This is a genomic window from Vibrio sp. 10N.222.49.A3, from assembly GCF_041475145.1.
Taxonomy (GTDB): Bacteria; Pseudomonadota; Gammaproteobacteria; order Enterobacterales; family Vibrionaceae; genus Vibrio; species Vibrio tasmaniensis_A.
Genome location: NZ_JBFRVM010000238.1, coordinates 1 through 19,660, shown reverse-complemented (window position 1 = coordinate 19,660; position 19,660 = coordinate 1). Strand labels below are relative to the sequence as shown.

General features: G+C 43.3%; 28 protein-coding genes and 1 pseudogene. 24 read left to right on the top strand and 5 right to left on the bottom strand.

The genetic code is table 11. From position 1 onward, the window contains the following. From AB4589_RS24080 to AB4589_RS24005, 16 genes and pseudogenes are all read left to right on the top strand, one after another. Positions 1-271: NUDIX hydrolase (locus AB4589_RS24080; protein WP_372101844.1), on the top strand; the 271-nt coding region annotated here is incomplete at its 5' end. Positions 272-316: 45 nt separating this feature from the next. Continuing rightward, on the top strand, positions 317-655 hold the full coding sequence (locus tag AB4589_RS24075) for a GFA family protein (RefSeq protein WP_048615768.1): 339 nt from the start codon (positions 317-319) through the stop codon (positions 653-655). A gap of 400 nt (positions 656-1,055) precedes the next feature. After that, a complete protein-coding gene (locus AB4589_RS24070; RefSeq protein WP_372101843.1) occupies positions 1,056-1,463 on the top strand; it encodes a bleomycin resistance protein in 408 nt (135 codons plus the stop codon). A 151-nt stretch (positions 1,464-1,614) separates the two neighbouring features. Further along, positions 1,615-2,046 (top strand): DUF2000 domain-containing protein, encoded by a 432-nt coding sequence (locus AB4589_RS24065; RefSeq protein ID WP_372101842.1) that lies wholly within the window; start codon positions 1,615-1,617, stop codon positions 2,044-2,046. Positions 2,047-2,126: 80 nt separating this feature from the next. Continuing rightward, positions 2,127-2,546, top strand: a complete 420-nt coding sequence (locus tag AB4589_RS24060) for a GNAT family N-acetyltransferase (protein WP_372101841.1) — start codon at positions 2,127-2,129, stop codon at positions 2,544-2,546. 34 nt (positions 2,547-2,580) lie between these two features. Then, on the top strand, positions 2,581-3,015 hold the full coding sequence (locus tag AB4589_RS24055) for a GNAT family N-acetyltransferase (protein ID WP_065681852.1): 435 nt from the start codon (positions 2,581-2,583) through the stop codon (positions 3,013-3,015). 89 nt (positions 3,016-3,104) lie between these two features. After that, complete coding sequence (locus tag AB4589_RS24050; RefSeq protein WP_372101840.1) at positions 3,105-3,461, top strand: hypothetical protein; 357 nt, start codon at positions 3,105-3,107, stop codon at positions 3,459-3,461. Between the two features lie 36 nt (positions 3,462-3,497). Further along, on the top strand, positions 3,498-3,968 hold the full coding sequence (locus AB4589_RS24045) for a GNAT family N-acetyltransferase (protein ID WP_372101839.1): 471 nt from the start codon (positions 3,498-3,500) through the stop codon (positions 3,966-3,968). 49 nt (positions 3,969-4,017) lie between these two features. Continuing rightward, positions 4,018-4,631, top strand: a pseudogene (locus tag AB4589_RS24040) (LysE family translocator). Between the two features lie 110 nt (positions 4,632-4,741). Then, positions 4,742-5,158: a VOC family protein gene (locus AB4589_RS24035; RefSeq protein WP_009846821.1), complete on the top strand. Its 417-nt coding sequence runs from the start codon at positions 4,742-4,744 to the stop codon at positions 5,156-5,158. Between the two features lie 52 nt (positions 5,159-5,210). After that, the gene (locus tag AB4589_RS24030; protein ID WP_017104342.1) at positions 5,211-5,633 is read left to right on the top strand and encodes a GNAT family N-acetyltransferase; all 423 of its coding nucleotides are present in this window, start codon (positions 5,211-5,213) and stop codon (positions 5,631-5,633) included. An 85-nt stretch (positions 5,634-5,718) separates the two neighbouring features. Beyond that, a complete protein-coding gene (locus AB4589_RS24025) occupies positions 5,719-6,126 on the top strand; it encodes a GNAT family N-acetyltransferase (protein WP_017104341.1) in 408 nt (135 codons plus the stop codon). 67 nt (positions 6,127-6,193) lie between these two features. After that, positions 6,194-6,775 carry an HD domain-containing protein gene (locus tag AB4589_RS24020; protein ID WP_017104340.1) on the top strand — a complete coding sequence of 194 codons (582 nt, stop codon included), beginning with the start codon at positions 6,194-6,196 and terminating at the stop codon, positions 6,773-6,775. A 121-nt stretch (positions 6,776-6,896) separates the two neighbouring features. After that, positions 6,897-7,289, top strand: coding sequence for a hypothetical protein (locus AB4589_RS24015; protein WP_372101838.1), 393 nt, complete (start codon positions 6,897-6,899; stop codon positions 7,287-7,289). Between the two features lie 188 nt (positions 7,290-7,477). Continuing rightward, the gene (locus AB4589_RS24010; protein ID WP_372101837.1) at positions 7,478-7,735 is read left to right on the top strand and encodes a hypothetical protein; all 258 of its coding nucleotides are present in this window, start codon (positions 7,478-7,480) and stop codon (positions 7,733-7,735) included. A 181-nt stretch (positions 7,736-7,916) separates the two neighbouring features. Next, on the top strand, positions 7,917-8,375 hold the full coding sequence (locus tag AB4589_RS24005) for a DUF302 domain-containing protein (protein WP_041472811.1): 459 nt from the start codon (positions 7,917-7,919) through the stop codon (positions 8,373-8,375). A 199-nt stretch (positions 8,376-8,574) separates the two neighbouring features. On the opposite strand, the gene AB4589_RS24000 is transcribed toward AB4589_RS24005, so the two are convergent. Then, positions 8,575-8,907 (bottom strand): PBPRA1643 family SWIM/SEC-C metal-binding motif protein, encoded by a 333-nt coding sequence (locus AB4589_RS24000; RefSeq protein WP_041472810.1) that lies wholly within the window; start codon positions 8,905-8,907, stop codon positions 8,575-8,577. A 255-nt stretch (positions 8,908-9,162) separates the two neighbouring features. Between AB4589_RS24000 and AB4589_RS23995 the strand changes: the two genes are divergently transcribed. The 4 genes from AB4589_RS23995 (at position 9,163) to catB (ending at position 11,827) form a co-directional block, all read left to right on the top strand. Continuing rightward, positions 9,163-9,879, top strand: coding sequence for an HAD family hydrolase (locus AB4589_RS23995; RefSeq protein WP_372101836.1), 717 nt, complete (start codon positions 9,163-9,165; stop codon positions 9,877-9,879). A 42-nt stretch (positions 9,880-9,921) separates the two neighbouring features. Continuing rightward, the gene (locus AB4589_RS23990; protein WP_135384974.1) at positions 9,922-10,305 is read left to right on the top strand and encodes a nuclear transport factor 2 family protein; all 384 of its coding nucleotides are present in this window, start codon (positions 9,922-9,924) and stop codon (positions 10,303-10,305) included. Between the two features lie 70 nt (positions 10,306-10,375). After that, entirely contained in the window at positions 10,376-11,107 is a 732-nt protein-coding gene (locus AB4589_RS23985) for a glucose 1-dehydrogenase (RefSeq protein ID WP_372101835.1), read from the top strand. 93 nt (positions 11,108-11,200) lie between these two features. Further along, positions 11,201-11,827: a type B chloramphenicol O-acetyltransferase gene (gene catB, locus AB4589_RS23980; protein ID WP_371710633.1), complete on the top strand. Its 627-nt coding sequence runs from the start codon at positions 11,201-11,203 to the stop codon at positions 11,825-11,827. Between the two features lie 79 nt (positions 11,828-11,906). Here catB and AB4589_RS23975 read toward each other — a convergent pair whose 3' ends face one another. Beyond that, a complete protein-coding gene (locus AB4589_RS23975) occupies positions 11,907-12,272 on the bottom strand; it encodes a cytochrome c (protein WP_372101834.1) in 366 nt (121 codons plus the stop codon). Between the two features lie 220 nt (positions 12,273-12,492). Between AB4589_RS23975 and AB4589_RS23970 the strand changes: the two genes are divergently transcribed. From AB4589_RS23970 to AB4589_RS23960, 3 genes are all read left to right on the top strand, one after another. Continuing rightward, the gene (locus tag AB4589_RS23970; protein ID WP_004733849.1) at positions 12,493-12,744 is read left to right on the top strand and encodes a Rho-binding antiterminator; all 252 of its coding nucleotides are present in this window, start codon (positions 12,493-12,495) and stop codon (positions 12,742-12,744) included. Between the two features lie 8 nt (positions 12,745-12,752). Further along, positions 12,753-12,986, top strand: coding sequence for a hypothetical protein (locus AB4589_RS23965; protein ID WP_004733848.1), 234 nt, complete (start codon positions 12,753-12,755; stop codon positions 12,984-12,986). 67 nt (positions 12,987-13,053) lie between these two features. Continuing rightward, positions 13,054-13,503: a GyrI-like domain-containing protein gene (locus tag AB4589_RS23960; protein WP_372101833.1), complete on the top strand. Its 450-nt coding sequence runs from the start codon at positions 13,054-13,056 to the stop codon at positions 13,501-13,503. Between the two features lie 150 nt (positions 13,504-13,653). Here the strand turns inward: AB4589_RS23960 and gltS are convergent, their stop codons facing one another. The 3 genes from gltS to AB4589_RS23945 all read right to left on the bottom strand — a co-directional run bounded on the left by gltS (position 13,654) and on the right by AB4589_RS23945 (position 17,124). Beyond that, positions 13,654-14,877 (bottom strand): sodium/glutamate symporter, encoded by a 1,224-nt coding sequence (gene gltS, locus AB4589_RS23955; RefSeq protein WP_372101832.1) that lies wholly within the window; start codon positions 14,875-14,877, stop codon positions 13,654-13,656. A 77-nt stretch (positions 14,878-14,954) separates the two neighbouring features. Further along, a complete protein-coding gene (locus AB4589_RS23950) occupies positions 14,955-16,328 on the bottom strand; it encodes a patatin-like phospholipase family protein (protein WP_372101831.1) in 1,374 nt (457 codons plus the stop codon). A 205-nt stretch (positions 16,329-16,533) separates the two neighbouring features. Then, positions 16,534-17,124 (bottom strand): glutathione S-transferase, encoded by a 591-nt coding sequence (locus AB4589_RS23945; protein ID WP_372101845.1) that lies wholly within the window; start codon positions 17,122-17,124, stop codon positions 16,534-16,536. A 173-nt stretch (positions 17,125-17,297) separates the two neighbouring features. On the opposite strand from AB4589_RS23945, the gene AB4589_RS23940 reads away from it, so the two are divergent. Further along, entirely contained in the window at positions 17,298-19,553 is a 2,256-nt protein-coding gene (locus tag AB4589_RS23940; RefSeq protein ID WP_135442983.1) for a peptidase U32 family protein, read from the top strand. Positions 19,554-19,660 lie beyond the last annotated feature (107 nt).

Below are 19,660 nucleotides of genomic sequence, written 5' to 3'. Positions count from 1 at the left end.
TCTGACTGGAGCAGATCACGAAGAGACTGTCTTAGTTGTTAGTGCATTTGAGAAGCTGACTTTTACCAATGATATTTTTGAGAAAGAGAACAAGCACTATATAACGCTGTTTGTTGTTGCTTCTGACGCTAGCGGCAAACCACAGATAACAGAACCTGATAAATGTAAGCAATGGAAATGGTTTAAGTTAGATGAGTTACCAGAGCCATTGTTTCTTCCTCTGACGAATCTGTTGAGCGATCCGGTCATCCTTGGGAAGCTAGCGCAGTAATACAAATTGTTAGGCCGTTGCTATGTGAATACAGGAAACAATCAAATGGAATTAAAGTGTCACTGTGGAAATGTGAGCTTAGAACTGAGCTCGCTTCCAGACGAAGTCGGGGAGTGTAATTGTTCTATCTGTCGTCGTTATGCTGCCGCTTGGGCGTATTTTTCTCCAGAGCAAGTTCAAATCAACTTGAGCGAGAAAACTGAGTTTTATTGTTGGGGCGATAAAGAAGTCGAATTTCATCGCTGCAAGTCATGTGGATGTTTAACGCATTACGTAACGACAGAGAAATGCTCCGCAGATATTTTGGCCGTGAACATGAGAATGGCCGAAAATGAAGTGCTTGCAAGTATCCCAGTTCGTAAGATCAATGGTGCAGCGTACTAAGTCAACTAACAAGGTACTTTCACCACGCCTTGCAGTATTGAAACGGTAGGTTTGGTCGTATTAAGGAGATGTTCGATGTTCAAGTGTCCAAATTGTGGGGCGTCGGTTTCTATTAAAGAGAAATCAAAGTTGCATCCTTCCAAGCACATGCCATGTAGACAATGCGCTCAAGTATTGAAGCCTTTTACTATTTATTACTACTCACTCTTTTTTGTTGCTCCTTTTACGGTTTCGACTTCAATGAATTATGCTGGGTTTAGCACTTTTGGTGCCATGGTGCTTAGTTTTACATTGTTTTACGTGTTGTTTGTGTGTCAGCCAATAAAGAAAGTAACGCAATAGCCCTCTAGCATTAAAAGAAGAGGACTAATCAGTAATAAAATAATGAGACAGGTAAATCATGACATTACGAGTAGTTCCAGAGCTTTATTGTTTCGATATTAATGTGAGCAAATCCTTCTTTGTCGATGTGTTGGGGTTTGAAGTGAAATACGATCGCTCAGATGAAGAGTTTGCTTATCTAACGCTCGATGGTGTTGATGTGATGCTTGAAGGGATTGCGGGCAAAAGTCGAAAATGGCTTTCAGGTGATCTGGAGTTTCCGTTAGGGCGTGGTGTTAACTTCCAATGGGATGTTATCGATATCGAACCACTTTATAAGAGAGTTAACGAAAGCGCCGCTGATTCTATTTACTTAGCGTTAGAGTCGAAGTCTTATCAATGTGGTGATTCGATCGCGACTCAGAAGCAGTTCATCGTTCAAACTCCAGACGGTTATCTCTTTAGGTTCTGCCAAGATATTCATTAAATCATGACCTTGTTGTTGGATACCAAATACTGGTCTTTGCTCGAAATTATTGGATGGACTAAACGTATTAACTGAGTACTAAGGTTGCATTGCTCACGCCCCAGTAATGCGTTATACAAATACTGTGATTAAGAATGAATGAGGATATGTAGTGAGCCATTTACCAGACGAAAGCCTAAAACGATTCATAGCGGTTTTAAGCAAAAAGATGGATTTGGGAAGAACACTGAACGTGCTAGGGCACTTGAGCGTTGGCCTATCTAATCAATTAGAAAGTGATGAGGCTTGCTACGTTGACTATGAAGACTTGGATGGCAATGCTCACCCAAACCTATCTCACTATCCTTTCATCGTGCTGAAAGCAGACAACTCAAATAAGCTTAGAAAAGTGCGTGAAGAAGCCTTTAGCCGTGGTATTAAATTTACCGATTTTACAAGCTCAATGATCGAAGGTGGTTCTGTTGACCAGCAGCAACGAACTAAAGAAACTAAAGAAGAAGATCTTGAGTATCTTGGTGTATGCCTGTTTGGTGACACGGAAATCCTGCGTGAATTTACAAAGAAGTTTAGCTTGTACAAATAACTCACTTTAGTGGTTTAGCTATCTGCTAGTAAGTGCATCGAACATGTTACATAAGCCGTTAATCCAGAGATAGGAAGTCAATGGAATACCAATTAGATATCGAGCCCTCCGATGATGATATTAATGAAGTCCGAGGCGGGTTAATCAAACACAACACACCGTTTCTGGAAGGGATACCCAAGTCTCAAGTTGCGTACTACGCGATGGAGGAAGGCAACAAAGTCGGTGGCATTATTGCAGATCTTTGGGGAAGCTGGTTACTGATTAAGTTTCTCTGGGTCGATGATTCGATGAGAGGAAAGCAAGTCGGCAGTGAGCTGCTAGAACTTATTGAAGAGTATGCGAAGTCTCAAGGCTGTACGTCGTCATTGGTCGATACATTAAGTTTCCAAGCTAAGCCTTTCTATGAGAAACGAGGGTATGAATGCCAGATGGTGTTAGAAAATTACCCTGTAGATTCCTCGCTATCGTTTCTCACCAAGTCGCTCGTCAAAAAGTAGCAAATAAAGACCCCGCATATACAAGGAGAGTAGAGTGGTCAACATTCGGGAAATGGCAATTTCAGACTACGACTCAGTGATCGCGTTGTGGTGCCAGACAGAAGGCATGAGTATTCGCGATGCCGATTCGAAAGAAAGTATTGGGAACTATTTAGATCGTAACCCCGGTCTGAGTTTTGTGGCTGAAAATAACAACGAGATCATTGGTGCTGTGTTGGTCGGAACGGATGGACGTCGTGGGTATTTACAACACTTAGCTGTCTCGGCCAACTTCAGAGGGCAAAAGTTAGGTTGTAAGCTTGTTGCAGAGGCGGTCAACGCCCTTGCAGGGTTAGGCATCCCGAAGACCCACTTGTTTGTCTATAACGACAACATCAACGCTCAACAGTTTTACGAAAAATTGGGCTGGTTTCCTCGAGATGAAGTTCGAATGTACTCGTTTAATAGCTCGGATAATAGTAACGTTTAGCCTTATAAGTTCGCGCTGGCTGAGCTTGAATTTGTAACAGACCCGCGCGCATCTTCCCAATATCAAAACAATCCTTGGAGTATTTAGAAATGTTGTTTTCTAGTTTGTCTAAACCATCGGTTCATGGCTCCGAGTTATGTTCTGAGCTGCTCAATTTCTTCACCGAGCATAAGAGTGATTTCGAAGAAAAGTTAATCCCAGACTTGTCATACATAGATGATATGGCGCACGTGGTGAACGGCATTAACATCAAAGACGTTCTACACATCAATGCGAATCAATACCGACTTCAATATTCGTTTGATTGGGAGCTGTTTCTAGGTTGTTCAGATAGGAACGAAACTGGTGTAGAGAATGGAAGTGTTCTATTCACGCTTGAGGACGATAACGTTCTTAATATCAACTTCCCAAACTACGGTTCTCGAGACACTAGCGATGAGCTCTAGTCGGTTTTTCGTGGGTGTTATACAGAAGGAACAACAATGATAACTATCGAAAGGCTTGAAGAATCACATGTGGCGTTAGTTCAGGCCATCCAACTCGCCGATGAACAGGTTAAGTTCGCTGGTACAGCTGCAGAGTTTTTATTAGACGGCAGTGAAACGACGCACTTGCACGTGATTAAGTCTGATAACGAAGTTGTTGGTTTCTTTAAGCTGGATATCGCTTACGCAGAGCACTACGAATTCTGCCCTGAAGGAAGCATTGGCTTAAGAGCTTTTGTGCTTGATAAAAACCAGCAAGGTAAAGGTTTAGGAACTGGTACGGTCAAAGCTTTGTTTCCATATTTAAAAGCGAATTACTCAGCGTATGAGTCGATTTACTTAACTGTGAATTGCAAAAATCCGGCAGCATTCAATTGTTATAAGAAAGGCGGCTTCGAAGATACCAATCAACAGTATCTAGGTGGCGCAGCAGGCCCGCAATTTATCATGCGCGGTCAAATCGTTTAGTCACATAAATAGGTTAATTGTCGAACGACAAACGATCTAGGGAGGGATCATGTCAATTACATCAGGAATAGCGCTATTTGTTGCGATGTTACTATCTGCAGCCATACCGGGACCCAGCGTTCTCGCAGTTCTGTCGAGGTCTCTAAGCTTTGGTTGGAAACAAGGCTTGTTAGTGGTGCTTGGCGTACTAATCGCGGATTACATTTTTATATTCTTAGCTTTGTCTGGTTTATCAGCTTTAGCTAGCGCAATGGGTGAATTTGCTACGGTAATTAAATATGTAGGCGTTACCTATTTGTTTTGGTTGGCTTACACAACATGGACGTCAGATGTTAGTGAATCATCGAGTACATCTTCGGAGCAAGGAACGAAAGCCTCAAGCGTGACTATCGGCTTATTGATGACAGTTTCAAACCCAAAGGCGATTTTGTTTTACATGGGTTTCTTTCCCGCATTCATAGACCTAAAAACATTTACCACAACAGATGTGATGATGATTTTGGTGATTTCAACTGTAGCTGTAGGTGGAGTATTGAGTCTCTATGCTTGCACTGCCTCTAAAGCTCGTTTTGTATTTCAAGGGCGCTCAGCAAAGATGCTATTGAACAGGTATCAGGTGGCTTTTTGGCGACTTGCGGTGCTTTGCTAGCAACTAAAACATGAGTACTCTTAGGACTGTTTTAACCATAACACCAAACTAAGTGTTAACACCTAGTGTCTTTGCCTGCTTCATGGCATCATTCCACGTAGCTAAAACCCCAACAAGGTATGTTATGAAACAGAATATTGTCCACATTGCACTCGTGGTAAAAGACTACGATGAAGCGCTTGATTTTTATGTAAACAAGCTTAAGTTTGATCTCATCGAAGACACGTATTTACCAGAAGAAGATAAACGCTGGGTTGTTGTTGCTCCACCAAATTCAACCGGTGTGAGCCTGTTACTTGCTAGAGCTTCCAAGCCAGAGCAACACGATTTCATCGGTAACCAAGCTGGTGGACGCGTATTCCTATTCTTAAACACCGATGACTTCTGGCGTGATTACGAACGCATGACGTCTTTGGGCATTAACTTTGTCCGAGAGCCTAAAGAGCAAGGTTACGGTACCGTTGCTGTGTTTGAAGATCTTTACGGTAACTTGTGGGATCTGCTTCAGTTAAACCCTGAACACCCTATGGCTAACAGGTAGATAAGCTTAGTCAACAACCCTAATTCTAGTCATACGGATTGGCAGGAGCGACATGGAAGTCACAAGGTATCAACCCAAGTATTTAACCGCTTTACAGGCGCTCTATCTAGAATCAAGACAGGACACCTTTCATTGGGCTGATGCCGACGCTTTTAAGTTATCCGATTTCGAATTAGATACAGAAGGTGAAGAAATATGGGTCGCCGTTTCTGGCAATAAGATTTTAGGTTTTACCTCTATTTGGAAACCTGAAAGTTTCATCCATCACCTCTATGTTTGCCCGCGAACGCTACGTTCTGGGGCTGGTTCTGCTTTACTCAATACCTGCAAACAACATTACTCTGGTCTGACATTGAAGTGTTTGACTGCCAATGAAAATGCGATTGGCTTTTATCAGTCGCAAGGCTTTGTTATCTCGTCCACAGAGGGAGAGGGATTAGAGCGTTATCATTTAATGACTTACCAAGTTTTGTAATAATAAGCTTAGTAATAACAATCATGGTAATCACAAGCACTGCAATCACAACAAGGTTCATCAAGTCGGGAGTTAAACCGAGAGTATGGAAATAAAACAGCTTTCAGCGATTGAGGTACTTCCGGTTAGGCATCAAGTGCTTTGGCCTGATAAACCGATGTCGTTTTGTATGGTGCCAGATGACGAACAAGCAACGCATTACGGCGCGTTTGTTGGTGAGCAGTTGGTTTGTGTCGCGTCTATCTATATCCAAGGCCATGAAGCGAGGCTGAGAAAGTTTGCGACGCTGCCTGAATTCCAAGGGCAGGGAATCGGTTCAAACGTGATTGAACATGCAATCTCGAACCTCAAAGATTTAAACATCCAATATTTTTGGTGCGATGCGCGTACAACGGCTTTAGGTTTTTATCAAAAATTTGGGATGGCTGTCGAAGGCTCTGAATTTGAAAAATCGGGCGTTGCGTATTACAAAATGTCGGTTTATTGGGAGTAACGACCCTTTGTCGCTCTTTTAACCCTCAGCTCGGATAAATCATCAACTTAAGTTAAGGAAGCTCATCGTGGAAGAAATCAAAGGCATTCTGCAATTCATGGTCGAAATTGAACAATTAAAGGATGTTCATCGACAGACAAAACCAGTTGGATTGGACCGATATGAAAACTCGGCCGAGCACAGTTGGCACGTCTGTTTGAGCGCGCTCATGTTGAAAGACTATGCCAATGAAGAAATCGATATTACCCGAGTAATGAAGATGTTGCTGATTCATGACCTGGGGGAAATCGATGCAGGAGACACTATCATTTATGCCAGTGAAACCGAAGAAAACAAGCTCAAAGAGAGAAACTGCGTCGAGCGCTTGCTCAAATCATTGCCGAGCCATTTAAGCACCGAGTACTTGGATCTATGGCTTGAGTTCGAAGCGGGTGAGTCGCCGGAAGCCAGATTTGGTAAGGCGATCGATAGAGTGCCACCTTTGCTTCATAACATCCATGGTGGTGGTCATAGCTGGAAGAAGCACAACATATCCAAAGACAAAGTACTGACCTTCAATGGTGAGCGTATTTCTAAAGGCAGTCGTGCTCTATGGAAAGAGCTAGAAGTGCAACTTGAAGGGGCTGCGGACAAAGGACTATTAAAGTAAAAGTTAACTATCTTGCCAAGTAATGGCAAACAAGTTTCACCTAACAACGTTTAAATTTAACCCGGGAATTCATAGTGTTACTTGAGAGTAGCAAGCCCATAGTTGAAGGAATAAGAACCACATGAAAACCACTGCTTTAGCTGTATTGTTACTTGGCGTTTCCGGTTGTGTATTTGCAACCGATAACAATATTGAAGCTATCGATTACCAAGTGTCGATCACTGTCGAGGATTCTGAATCAAAACTCAACTTCCCAACCTTTAAGTTCGACTCTTTCGGACAGGAAGTCTCATCTCAAACTGAAGAATGCATTTATTCGGGTGTTCTTTCTAAGCATGAAGCTAACGCTATTCTACTGGAAGCCAAAATGTCATGCGATTATGAAAATGGAGAGTCTAGCGGACAGATGCCTGTTTTTATTCTTGATAAAGAGGGTGGAGAAGCAAGTATCGATCTCGGAGAAGATGAAGCAAACCTGTGGAAATACACGGTTCTAATTAAAGCGCTTAACTAAATTTCAAACGATACACGGTTACTCTTTTTGTTCTGCGCAATGCCAATAAAAGTAGATACATGGCACATGGTATTATCTCGTGTCTCATTTCTTTCTAATAAAACTCTAAAGGACAACAATGAGTTCGAGAACCGAGTGATAAGTTGTTAGTATTCGTCAACTTTATAAATGTTAGATGGCTTATATAAATGCTTGATAATAAATATATTAAACACCCTTATAACTGTGAGCAGTGCAACGCACTTACCCCGCACCTTGCTGTTAACGCTTCCGATGCTCAATCTAAAGCGGAAGCTGAATCTGAAAAGAAACAATGGAAACTAGGCGTGTTGATGGAGTACCTGATGACGTTATTGTTTAAAGGTGACCATAATGTTCCCGGTTTTTATGTCGACAGTGATTACGAATACCAGTGTGAAAAGTGTGGGACTAAGTCGTGGCACTGATCATGTGTTTAGCTTTTGAAACAATTCCTATCTCAACTGCTGATAATAAGACGCATTAGAAAAGTGATCCTCTCTGCAAATTGAGAATGGAAACGTGTCTATACTGACATGGGTTACGTCGCTGATTTTAGAAGTGGCGCTACGAATGTAAGTTTGATTAGGTTAAATCTCAGAGGTGACGATGAAAAAATTACTACCACTATGCGCCATTTTACTCTCGGCATCATTTTCAGCTACGGCTTCTGATGGTTTGATTAAATATCAAAGTAATTACTCAGTGAAAGAGACCGCTGACCGCTTTGAAGAAATCGCAAAAAGCAAAGGATTGAACTTGTTTGCGAGAATCGACCATCAGAAAAACGCGAGTAAGGTCGATCTTGAATTGAGACCAACCGAAGTCATCATCTTTGGTAACCCGAAAGTAGGGACACCATTAATGCAATGTGCTCAAGAAGTCGCGATAGACTTACCGCAGAAGGTGTTAGTCACGGAAGATTCCAATAAGAAAGTATGGTTGTCTTACAACGATCCTAATTACTTGGTAGAGCGTCACGCGATCAATGGCTGTGACAAAGTGATTCAAAAAATATCGGGTGTACTAAGTAAGTTGTCAGAAGCGACAGTGGCGAAAGCGAAATAACCCAATAGTTCACCAGCATGTTGGTTGATTTATCATGGTTGAGCAAAAGCTATTTTTCTCTAAAAGCTAACGTTCTCTAAAAGCTAGTATATTTCCAAATGAGCAACTCGAGACATAAAAAAAACGGGCAGATCGTAGTGATCTGCCCGTTTTAATCAATCATCTTAATCACACTATGAGTAGCATGAATCAGAAGTGCTTATGCACAACATTTCTTGTATTTCTTACCGCTACCGCAAGAACATGGGTCGTTACGGTTAGGGGTCTTTTCAAACGTCATCGTTTTTGGCTTGTTCAGTAGAGTATCAAGCTCGATGGTGTTCTCTTCTTTGTCTGCGTCGACTGTAACAGTAACGAAGATAGTATTTTCAGCAGCTAATGCTTCAACTTCTGCTTTGCGCGCTTCAGTTTGAACTACTACAGCAATTGGAGATTCTTCAGTACCCGCTTTTACATCGCGGTTTACGTTGTAGCCAGCAAGAACGTGGTTCTGTCTTGTTTCGATACGGCCTTTGAAAAATAGTTTCGACATTGGGTACTCATTAAAAGTGTTGAATGGCGCTATTTTTAATGGCGATAGCGCAATGGAGCGGGGATTATACGCATATATTGCAATTGATAAAGCAGTGATGTGAGCAAAGGCTGTTTGGTTTTTGTTTGCTAGTAACGGTTTGTTCTCTAGCTTTGCTCCTATTAGACAAATTTCGAAATTCAAGACAATAAGATTTCCCTCAATAGGGTTTCAAGTGATAAATTGAAATCGTCAATTTAAACAACGAGATACACCATGAAGTTAGATGCCATCCTGTGGGATTACGATGGAACCTTAGTCAACTCCGTTCCAAAGAATATCGCAATCACCAAAGACATTATCTCTTTAGTTGCGCCACACTTGTCAGGCGACAACTTACCTAAATATTTGCTTAGCGAAGCGCTTTATCATGAAGCCAACCACGGTGCTAAAAACTGGCAAGCCTTATATGTCGACTATTACGGTTTATCACACGATGAAATGTTGATCGCTGGTGGAATGTGGGCAGAGCATCAAGAGAAAAACCAAACAGCCGTTGCCTTGTTTGAAGGAATGGAAATCGTGGTTAATCAGTTTGCGCATCTTCCACATGGGATCTGCTCTCAAAACTCTCAATTGAATATTCGTGGTGTACTCGACAGTTATGGCATCGGCGATTTGTTTAAATCGGTCGTGGGTTATGACGATGTCTCGAACGGCAACCAAAAACCCCATCCATTTGGTGGTGTGAAATGTGTCGAGAACATATTTGGCGCCGATCCGACTAATGAGCTTTGTTTGATGTACATCGGTGACCATGAAGCGGACACACAGTTTGCTCGCAATATTGAAGCCGCGCTGGGTAACAATGCAAAAGTGATTGCCGTAGCCGCAGGTTATAGCCGATCGGAGCCTGAAAATTGGCAAACCAAGCCGGACTACATTGCTAACAGTGTCGATGATCTTTCAATAATCATTGGCAAATACGTTTAATCAGTAACGCTTAGTCGAAAGTAGCTAATTTAAGGAAGAATAATGACACCAAAACAAGTGGTATTAGGATTTTGGGATGCAATGCGCAGTAATGATTTTGCAAAGGCGAGTGAATGGCTAGCCACAGATTTTGAAGGCTATTGGCCGCAGTCGTCTGAATTGACGGTAGGGCGCGACAACTTCACGGCAGTCAATGCTGAATACCCAGCTAATGGTGTTTGGGAGTTCGCGCTCAATTCAATTGTCTGTGAAGGTGATACCGTAGTAACGGACGTTTCGGTTACAGACAGTGTGTTGAAAGGCCGAGTGATCACCTTTCACACGGTTGTAGATGGCTTAATTCAAAAGCAAACTGAGTTTTGGCCAGACCCATTCGAAGCGCCGGCTTGGCGATCGCAGTGGATTCAGGTTGTATCGAACAATTAGTTTGTGTCGATACGATCAGTTTGTAACGAAAAACCAAGTTATAACAAACAAGCGGCATTAGGAGGTTTCATTGAACAAGGTAGTGATTGTAACAGGCGGGAGCCGAGGCATTGGCGCGGCGACGTCTAAATTGTTGGCCAATCAAGGCTATGCTGTATGTGTTAACTTCATACACAATGAGTCGCGAGCTGAAGATCTAGTGAACGAGATTCGTGAACAAGGCGGAACCGCGATTAGTGTGCGTGCGGATGTGTCTGTTGAATCGGACGTGAAATCCTTATTTGAGATTGCACGTAACAAGCTGGGCCCAGTGACTCACTTGGTCAATAATGCCGGGATCTTGTTTACCCAGTCACCATTGGTTGATATTGAATTGGATCGCTTTGAAAAGGTGATGAAGTCCAACGTATCAAGCTGCTTTCTGTGCAGTAAAGCCTTTATCAAACAAGCTGATGGCGCGGGTTCGATTGTGAATGTATCGTCCGCCGCTTCTCGCACAGGCGCACCGTTTGAATATGTGGATTACGCAGCATCGAAAGGTGCGATGGATTCACTCACCAAAGGCTTATCGCTTGAATTGGCTTCACGCAATATCCGAGTGAATGGCGTAAGGCCAGGTTGTATTTATACTGAAATGCACGCAGACGGCGGAGAGCCTGATCGCGTAGACAGACTAGCTTCGCAGTTACCGTTACAACGAGGCGGCACACCAGAAGAGGTGGCTAACTCTATCGCGTGGTTATTGTCAGACGAAGCTTCGTATGTCACCGGCTCTTTTATTGATATTGCGGGCGGTCGATAGGGCGCGTTGCCCTTTACACTCAGATAAACCAGTTTAAACCATAAACACGCAACACAAGTACCTAACTAAAAGAACGAAACTAAGAGTACAAACATGAAAAACTATTTTGAAAGCCCGTTTGTTGGAAAGTCACTTAAAGAGCAAGTGACCAACCCAAACATAATTGTGGGCGAGCACAGCTATTACTCGGGTTACTACCATAACCACAGCTTTGATGACTGTGCGCGTTACCTATTACCGGATAGAACCGACATCGATAAGCTGATCATTGGCAGCTATTGCTCGATTGGTTCTGGCGCCGTATTTATGATGGCGGGCAACCAAGGCCACCAAAATCAGTGGGTCAGCACTTTCCCGTTTTTCTATCAAGACGACGAGAAGTTTGAAGATGCGATAGACGGCTTTGAACGCTCTGGCGATACTGTGATTGGTAATGATGTGTGGATCGGTACAGAAGCGATGATCATGAGTGGTGTTAAGGTTGGTGACGGGGCGATTATCGCGAGTAGAGCGGTTGTGACCAAAGATGTAGCGCCATACTCGATTGTCGGTTCAAACCCTGCACGTCATATCCGTTATCGATTCGATGACACTGAGATTGCTCAGTTGTTAGAAATGAAATGGTGGGAGTGGAGCGAAGAACAGATCAAAGGCGCGATGTCGTTGATGTGCTCTTCAGATATCAACGGGCTTTATCATTATTGGAAAGCGATCAAGTAATCGCAGTCCCCGATATAGCCACGCGTGACAATGTAGCCCCTCATGGTGTTTATACAAGAATGCTCAAACAAGTGAAAACTTACTGAATTGAATCTACATACCACAAGATATCTAACGCATCTTGCTTGGTAATTGTACCTTTCCACGTTGGCATACCTTGTTCTACGTTACCTTCTAAAATGTCATCCGCCAAAGAGCTTGGGCTGGCAAAAAAGCCATTGAGTTTATTAGCGATGTTAGCCGGTTTGTGTGGTAACGAAGCGGAAGTTTGTCCGTCGCCATGTCCTTTGTCGCCATGGCACACCTGACAAAGCTGTCGATATTTGGCTTTGCCATTGGCGAATTGGCTCGCATCGACTTCAGTGGCCGCACTAACATTAAACGCCATCATTGAAGTAACTAATCCTAAGAAAGCTAACACGTGTAAATGGTTCATGGTTTTCATTGTTTTGTTCTCGATTATTATTTAACAATGAAAGAATAAGCAGGCGTGAGTAGAAGAAACGTGAATGGGTTAAGCTGGATTAAGCTAAGTTTAGAAGTAGGTTTAGAAGCAAGTTTAGTTTCGGACGAACATCAATGTGACTTGGGTAAATGATTGATTATATGCATATTGCATAGTATGGCGTGTCGCATTAGCGTGGTGGATGAATTGGAGGGGTATTATGATTAGTTGCAACGATTACGATTATATTGAGATTGTGTGTATGCACCGATACCCAATCAAATTAACGCTGAAGTCTGGCGAGCAGATTGAATGTGTCGGATTAGATACTCAACGCAATGATAGCCGTGAAGAGTGCATTAAGGTCAGTATTCAAGGTGTAGAACAACTTGTCGTACTCACTGATCTTTCCACACTAGAAGTCTGTGTCGACAATCCTCATTTTCAGCAGATTTCATTCAAAACGTCATAGGCTTTCAAATGAATAACACCATAGAACAATGCTATTGCACCGCATGCAGAGAAGACACACAACATGTTGTTGTGTTGGTCAGAAAGACGAGTGCGTTTGCAGACAAACCTAACCAAAAGCGAAGCGAGTTTTGGGCAGGCATGATAAAAGGTTGGTTCCTTGGCCCGTTTATCGCGTCAATGGATGAGTTTTCTCGTCACCTTGTCTGTGAAAAGTGTGGCCATAAAGAGATACAAGATTAGTATTGTTATTTTACAAAACATTGGATTCAATACAGTTAGATCGTCAATTGGCTTAGGAATAAAACGAATGAAAGTAGAAACGATTGAAGCCGTAAAGGCGTATGGTTTTTCAGTAAGAACCACTAATACCGATGAGATTGACCCGGCCAAAGCCAAGATAGGGCAATTGTGGCAGGGCTTTTTTGACCAAGCGTTTCCAAAATTAACGCCGGATTCAAAAGTGTATGGTGTCTACACCAATTACGAGTCTGACTTTACGGGTGAATTTGATGTCGTCGCTTGTACTAGCGCACTCACCGATAACAATTTAGATGCGCTAGTTGAAACCGAAATTGAAGCAGGTAAGTACCTAACGTTTTCAGCTAAAGGAGAACTTCCTCAAGCGGTCATCGATTTATGGGGAGAGGTGTGGGCGTATTTCAACGCAGCGGATTGCCCACATGTCCGAACTTACACGACAGACTTTGAATTCTACAAAGGCGAAACTGAAGTCGAGATTTCGATAGCGATTCAATAAGCTTTGGGTTGTCGTTAGTGATAGTCAAATTGAGTCATTAGCAAAAGAGCCGCTCTGTACGAGCGGCTCTTTTTATTGGGGTACACCGCCTAAATAAATTGCGGTAGACCGCTTTTACAAATTGTGGTGTACCGTCTTAACAAAGGTCAGCTACATCATTCTCATGAAGTAAGGAATAATCAGGGCGTTCGCTAAATCAATGAAGAACGCGCATACCAATGGCACGATGATGAAGGCTTGTGCTGAATGCCCATACTTCTGACTTACTGCCGACATATTCGCCATGGCTGTCGGTGTTGAACCTAACGAAATCCCTCCGAACCCAGCACATACAACAGCCGCATCATAGGTCTTACCCATTGATGGGAACACGATGAAGATATTGATTATCACGGCCAGTAGCAGCTGCATTGCCAATATCGCGAAGATAGGACCCGCCAAGTCAATGAGCGTCCAAAGCTGCATGCTCATTAGTGACATCGCCAAAAATGTACCCAGGGAGATTTCAGCAATTAAGTCGATAGCGGGCGAGCGTGTCGGCCATTTTGCGCCCGAGATCCTTGGGTAGGAGTCTGGCATTACGTTGGTGATCACGATACCCGCAAACAAGCACGATACGAACAATGGAAGCTGTAATCCTGTCTGACTGATCAATTCATTAAGCAACGCGCCGACAATGACACAAATATGGATCGCTAATACGGCGTCTAAAAATTGAAATGATGTGAGGGCTTGTTGTTGCTTTTTGACATTTGAATCGATTGAACCTGATTGTTCATCAGTAGGTTTGAGGTTGTGACGCTTGATGAGAAACTTCGCAATAGGACCACCCATAAGGCTGGCTAAAATCAGCCCGAACGTTGCACTGGCGATACCAATTTCCATTGCGCTTTCTAGGCCGAACTCTTCTGCAACCTTGGGGGCCCAAGCAATCGCGGTGCCATGTCCGCCAATCAGTGAAATACTTCCGCTGAGTAGACCAAAGACAGGCTCTAGGCCAAACATTGATGCGACAGAAATACCGACGATGTTCTGCATGATCATGAAGAAGATAGTGATTGCTAGCAAAATGACCAAGGGCTTTCCGCCTTTGAACAGGTCTTTCAAACTTGAGTTAATACCAATCGTGGTAAAGAAGTAGACCAATAATACATCGCGAGCAAACAGATCAAACTGCACTTCAATTGAGGTTGTCGCGTAAAGAGCCGCAAACAGGAGCGATGCCAAAATCCCGCCAGAGACAGGTTCAGGAATACTGAACTCTTTCAAAAAACCGATGACCTGATTGAGCCTCCGACCGATAAATAGAACCACGATCCCCATGGTCACTGCAAAGAATGACCCGAGATGTAAGATGTTGTTTTCAAATTCCATAGTGATCCTTGTAAAGGTGAAATTATGACGTGATTTTTGATCGCCAGATTGCGCTTTAATAAGCAACTAGATTAGCATCATTTGTTATATTCAAATGATAAGAAGTTTTGAAATTCCGGATCGGCAACAAGTTGTTTGTTACCTTCTTCAATCAATAGGTCGACGTTTTCTTTGTCTATCATAAAGTCCGTCGGAATTTGATTGAGTAAGTATCGCTTGGCACTGTTGTCTGATTTATTCAAGCTGATCTCAATGAAGTGCGGAGAAACCTTACGACCTTGATGAGAGGCCAGCTCCGACCAAGACTGCAACTCGTCGACGATCAAATCTTTTGTTGTGTCGTTATAGCGATGCAGCTGGATATCGGTGATGACGTCCACCGTTTGTTTCATGGAAGGCGCTTCAATTGACTCTCCAATGCCAGATTCTGGGTTCGTCGATGCATCAACCGAAATGATGACAATAGGACGCGCGTGCTGGGTGTAGTACAAGTTTTTCAGTTCTTCGTTGTCGTTGTAACGCAAGTATTCAGACATCTCATACACCGACAGCAAACCGAGGTTGTCAGTAATCCCGCCATCCACAAGGTGTAGATAACTCACATCATCCTTATTGCTATAGGACTCTAGCGACTTGATCAGATTTCGGTTGCGGTAACTGGTGGCGTCGAAAGAGGGTTTTGTGTGTTCTGTTTTGTCGCAGTCATTTCTATTCTCAAGCACGACAGGAGTAAATACAAAAGGGACAGCAGAAGAGGCGGCCACCGAGCTAGACACGGAATAGCTGTTTAAGTCTGAACAAATCAGGTCAAAGTACTCTTGTGTGAATGAAAAGCGCGAACCCGTTGAAATGTCGGTTGCGTTAATCACAATGTAGGGCGCATTTTCTCGGTGCATCTCGGCAAACGTGCTTTCACCGAAGATGTTGGCTTTGTAATAGTCGGTGGCTTTGTCTGTTCTGGTGGCGTACGAGAACCAATAAGTAGGAGATAAAAGGATGGAAAGCAGATCTTTCGAGACTTTGTGATAAAGGAATGCTTCTTCGTAATCTTCGAATATCTGGTCGCCATAGATACCGTAATAGGCGGCGGTAAAGCTGCCACCGGATACCGAGCTGATCATATCGACTTCTTCTAACAGATTGACCGTTTCACCTTCGATTTCGATGTTGGTGTCGCGCAATGCTTGCAACACGCCATATGAGAGCGCTGCCGCACGTGTGCCGCCACCAGAAAAAGAGAGGATTAACGTGACTTTGCTATCGGGTTTATTGAAGCTCTTCGCCGTGTAGGTTTGATTCTGCTGCGCAACAGATTGGCCTGTGTTGGTTGCTTTGTTTTTCGCGCTACAGCCTGAAAGGGCAAGCGAGAAGGCCACTAACAGTGAAACTTTCGCGAACCCTTTAAAATCGGGACTAGGTGTGTTGAACGTATTCACTTTGTTTTTTGGCATAGCGCATTTCAAACTAACGTTGAGGTTGAGTGAAAGGCTATTTTCGTTGATATCTAATATGCCATCAATGGCGTCACCTGTAATTCAGTGTCACGATTTTCATAACAATCTAGAGGTAATCAAGCTTATTTAGAACTGTTTACAGTCATCTTCGGTAATCTTCAGCAATATGGAGTTATCTCCAGCAATTCATGGCGACTTAATTCTACCCAAAAAAACAATCTTGCTTGGTTTCATTCCACAAAGGGTATTGCTTCATGACTTGGGTGTAGAGCTTACTGTCGAGGTGCGCTCTTAACCAACGTCCTACGTTCTGATATTCAGATTGCACAAACCACTTCTTCTCGACTCTTACGAACTGGCTAACAAAAGGCATCACGGCAAAATCGGCTAAGCTTGGGGTTTCTCCGAAAAAGTAGGGCTGCTCGGTGAGTAGCGCTTCTAACTGACTAATGAACGCTTCGCAGGCTTGTCGACGTTGTTCCGTATCGATGTTTCGGTAACGAACAGACGCACGGTATTTCTCTAAGTGACTAATAAACTCATCATCGTTAACTTTAATGAGCTGGTGGACTTGTTGGCTAAGTGTTGGGTTACTTGAACGCAGAAGATCTTGAGGATCGTTTTGTTGAAGCGCCCAATTCATCACATCTAAGCTCTGTTCGATGATTTGGCCATCTGGCAATACCAATACTGGAACAGTGCCTTTTGGCGAACTGGCCAATAGTTCTCTAGGCTTATCTTTGGTAACAATTTCTCGAAGTAACACTTTCTGCTGTGATAGTGCGATACCCATCCTTCCTCGCATAGCGTAAGGGCAGCGTCTTAAAGAATAAAGGATAGGTAAATCGAATTCGTTTGGCATTATTGAGGTCATTTAGTTTGGAAAGTGTTGTTAGGTGGTAAAGAGATCGTGTTGTAGGTAGAATACGCGCCTTAAAAATTATAAGTAAGTGAGCGACTTCAAAAATGAGCAGAAAGATTGAGTTATTAGCCCCAGGTGGCGATGTCGAGGCGATTAAAGCCGCTATCGTGGCCGGTGCCAATGCGGTTTATTGTGGTTTAGACACCTTCAACGCTCGTAACAGAGCCTCTAACCTTTCGTTAGATGAGTTGAATGGTGTGATTCGCCTTGCTCATGAATATGGTTGTGAAGTGTTTCTGACTCTTAACGTTGTGCTGCTGGAGCATGAAATTAAGACTATCACTAAATTGCTGAACCAACTGGTGAACACCAAACTAGACGGCATCATCGTTCAAGATCTTGGTTTGTTTGATTTGGTGAAAAAGCATTTCCCATCGTTAGATGTTCATGCATCGACTCAGTTAACGACGCACAACGAAGGCCAGATTAAGTTCTTGTCTAAGATTGGCGCGACGCGCGTTAACTTGTCTCGTGAATTGAACCTACCAGAAATCAAAATGCTGACGGAAGTGGCACACGATCACGATGTTCTAACTGAAGTGTTCGTACACGGTGCTTTGTGTATCGCATTCTCTGGCCAATGTTACTCAAGCTCAGTAAGTGTCGGTAACTCAGGTAACCGTGGGCGTTGTAGCCAAGCGTGTCGTGATGAATACGAAATCACCAACGCAGGCAACAAGTTCCCACTTAACCTGAAAGATAACTCCGCTTACTACGACCTACCTGAACTGGTTGACGCGAAAGTTGACTCGTTGAAAGTAGAAGGCCGTATTAAAGGCGCACACTACGTATACACTGTGGTAGACACGTGGCGAAAACAGATTGATAGCTTTGTAGAAAGTGGTTTGTTGATCGAAGACGATTCAAACCTACACAAAGTATTCAACCGTGATTTCACCAACTCTTTCCTTAAGGGCAACCTAACGAAAGACATGTTCATTGATAATCCACGTGACAACAGCATGAACTACGCCGTTGATAAAGCGACGAAAGAGAACAATGAAATCTCTGTTGTGCAAATTCAAGAAGTAACTAGCGATCTTTATGAAGCTAAGAATGCGCTAGGTAGCGAAATGCGCGACAAGATCGAGTTCCTTGATATTCGTAAAACACCGGTGTCATTGTCGTTTAGCGCTAAGGTGGGTCAACCATTTACGGTGACAGTGAACACACCAAAAGAAAACTTTACGGTTCAGTCTCAATCATTATTGGCAACAGCTAAAGAGACTGCGATTACTCAGGCGTTACTTGAGAAGCGTTTCAAATCAGTGAAGAGTGCGGTTCATACGCTTGAAAACTGTAACTACGACAACTTAGATGAAGGTCTGATTCTTCCTTTGAAAGAAGTGTCGGTCTTAAAAGACGAAATCGATTTCATCTTAAACGGTTCTGTGAAAGTGATTAAGCACGTTGAAGTGCCAGCACTGCCTCAGCAACCAAAGGTTAACGAGAAGCCAACCATGTCGATGCTTATCGCTGATGTGGAAGACTTGCACCTGTGTGACGTAACTGACGCGGATGTTTACTTCAAACTGCCTGAAAGCTTCAAGAAGCGTTGTAACAAGTACATCGACATCTTGGCAGCAAACCCACGTTTGATTCCTTGGTTCCCAGCAGTATTGATCGGTAAAGATTACGACGAAGCGGTTCGTATTCTTGAAGAGATCAAGCCAGCTCGCATCGTGACCAACAACACGGGTATTGCTTACAAAGCTTACGAGATGGGAATTGAGTGGGTTGCAGGCCCGTTCATGAACACCACAAACTCTCACGCACTGGTTACGCTGAAAGAAGAGCTGAACTGTGCTGGTGCTTTCATTTCGAACGAGATCAACAAAGGTCAGATTCGTCATATTCGCCGCCCAGAGAACTTCAAACTGTTCTACAGCATCTACCACCCAATCTTGATGATGACCAGCCGCCAGTGTTTCTTCCAAAGAACCGTGGGTTGTAACAAGCCAAGCATTGAAGCCGGTTGTATGTTGAAGTGTGAGAAAGCGACCACGATTACCAACGTGAAAGGCATCTCTTTCGCAGTGGATAAACAGAAGGGTGGCTACCCAAGCATTTACAACCACGAGCAGTTCTTAAACCATGACGCTGTAACGGATTTCTCTGGTCTGTTCGATGAGTTCTTCATTGACCTAACCAACATCGGCGCGGGTTCGAAAGAAGTACAAGACAAAGTAGAGTTGATCAAACACTTCCAAGGTTTGATTGACGGCGTTGATGGTTCACAACAGAACCTAGAGCAGCTAGTCGAAGTTCGTACTAACGCTCAATACGTGCAAGGTCTATAGGGTTCAAGGCTTATAACACTAAAGGTCTATAAGGCTTAACCGCTTGTAAGCACTGTGAAGTAATAAACAAAAGGCCACTCAATCGAGTTAATGCCGATCGTTTAAGA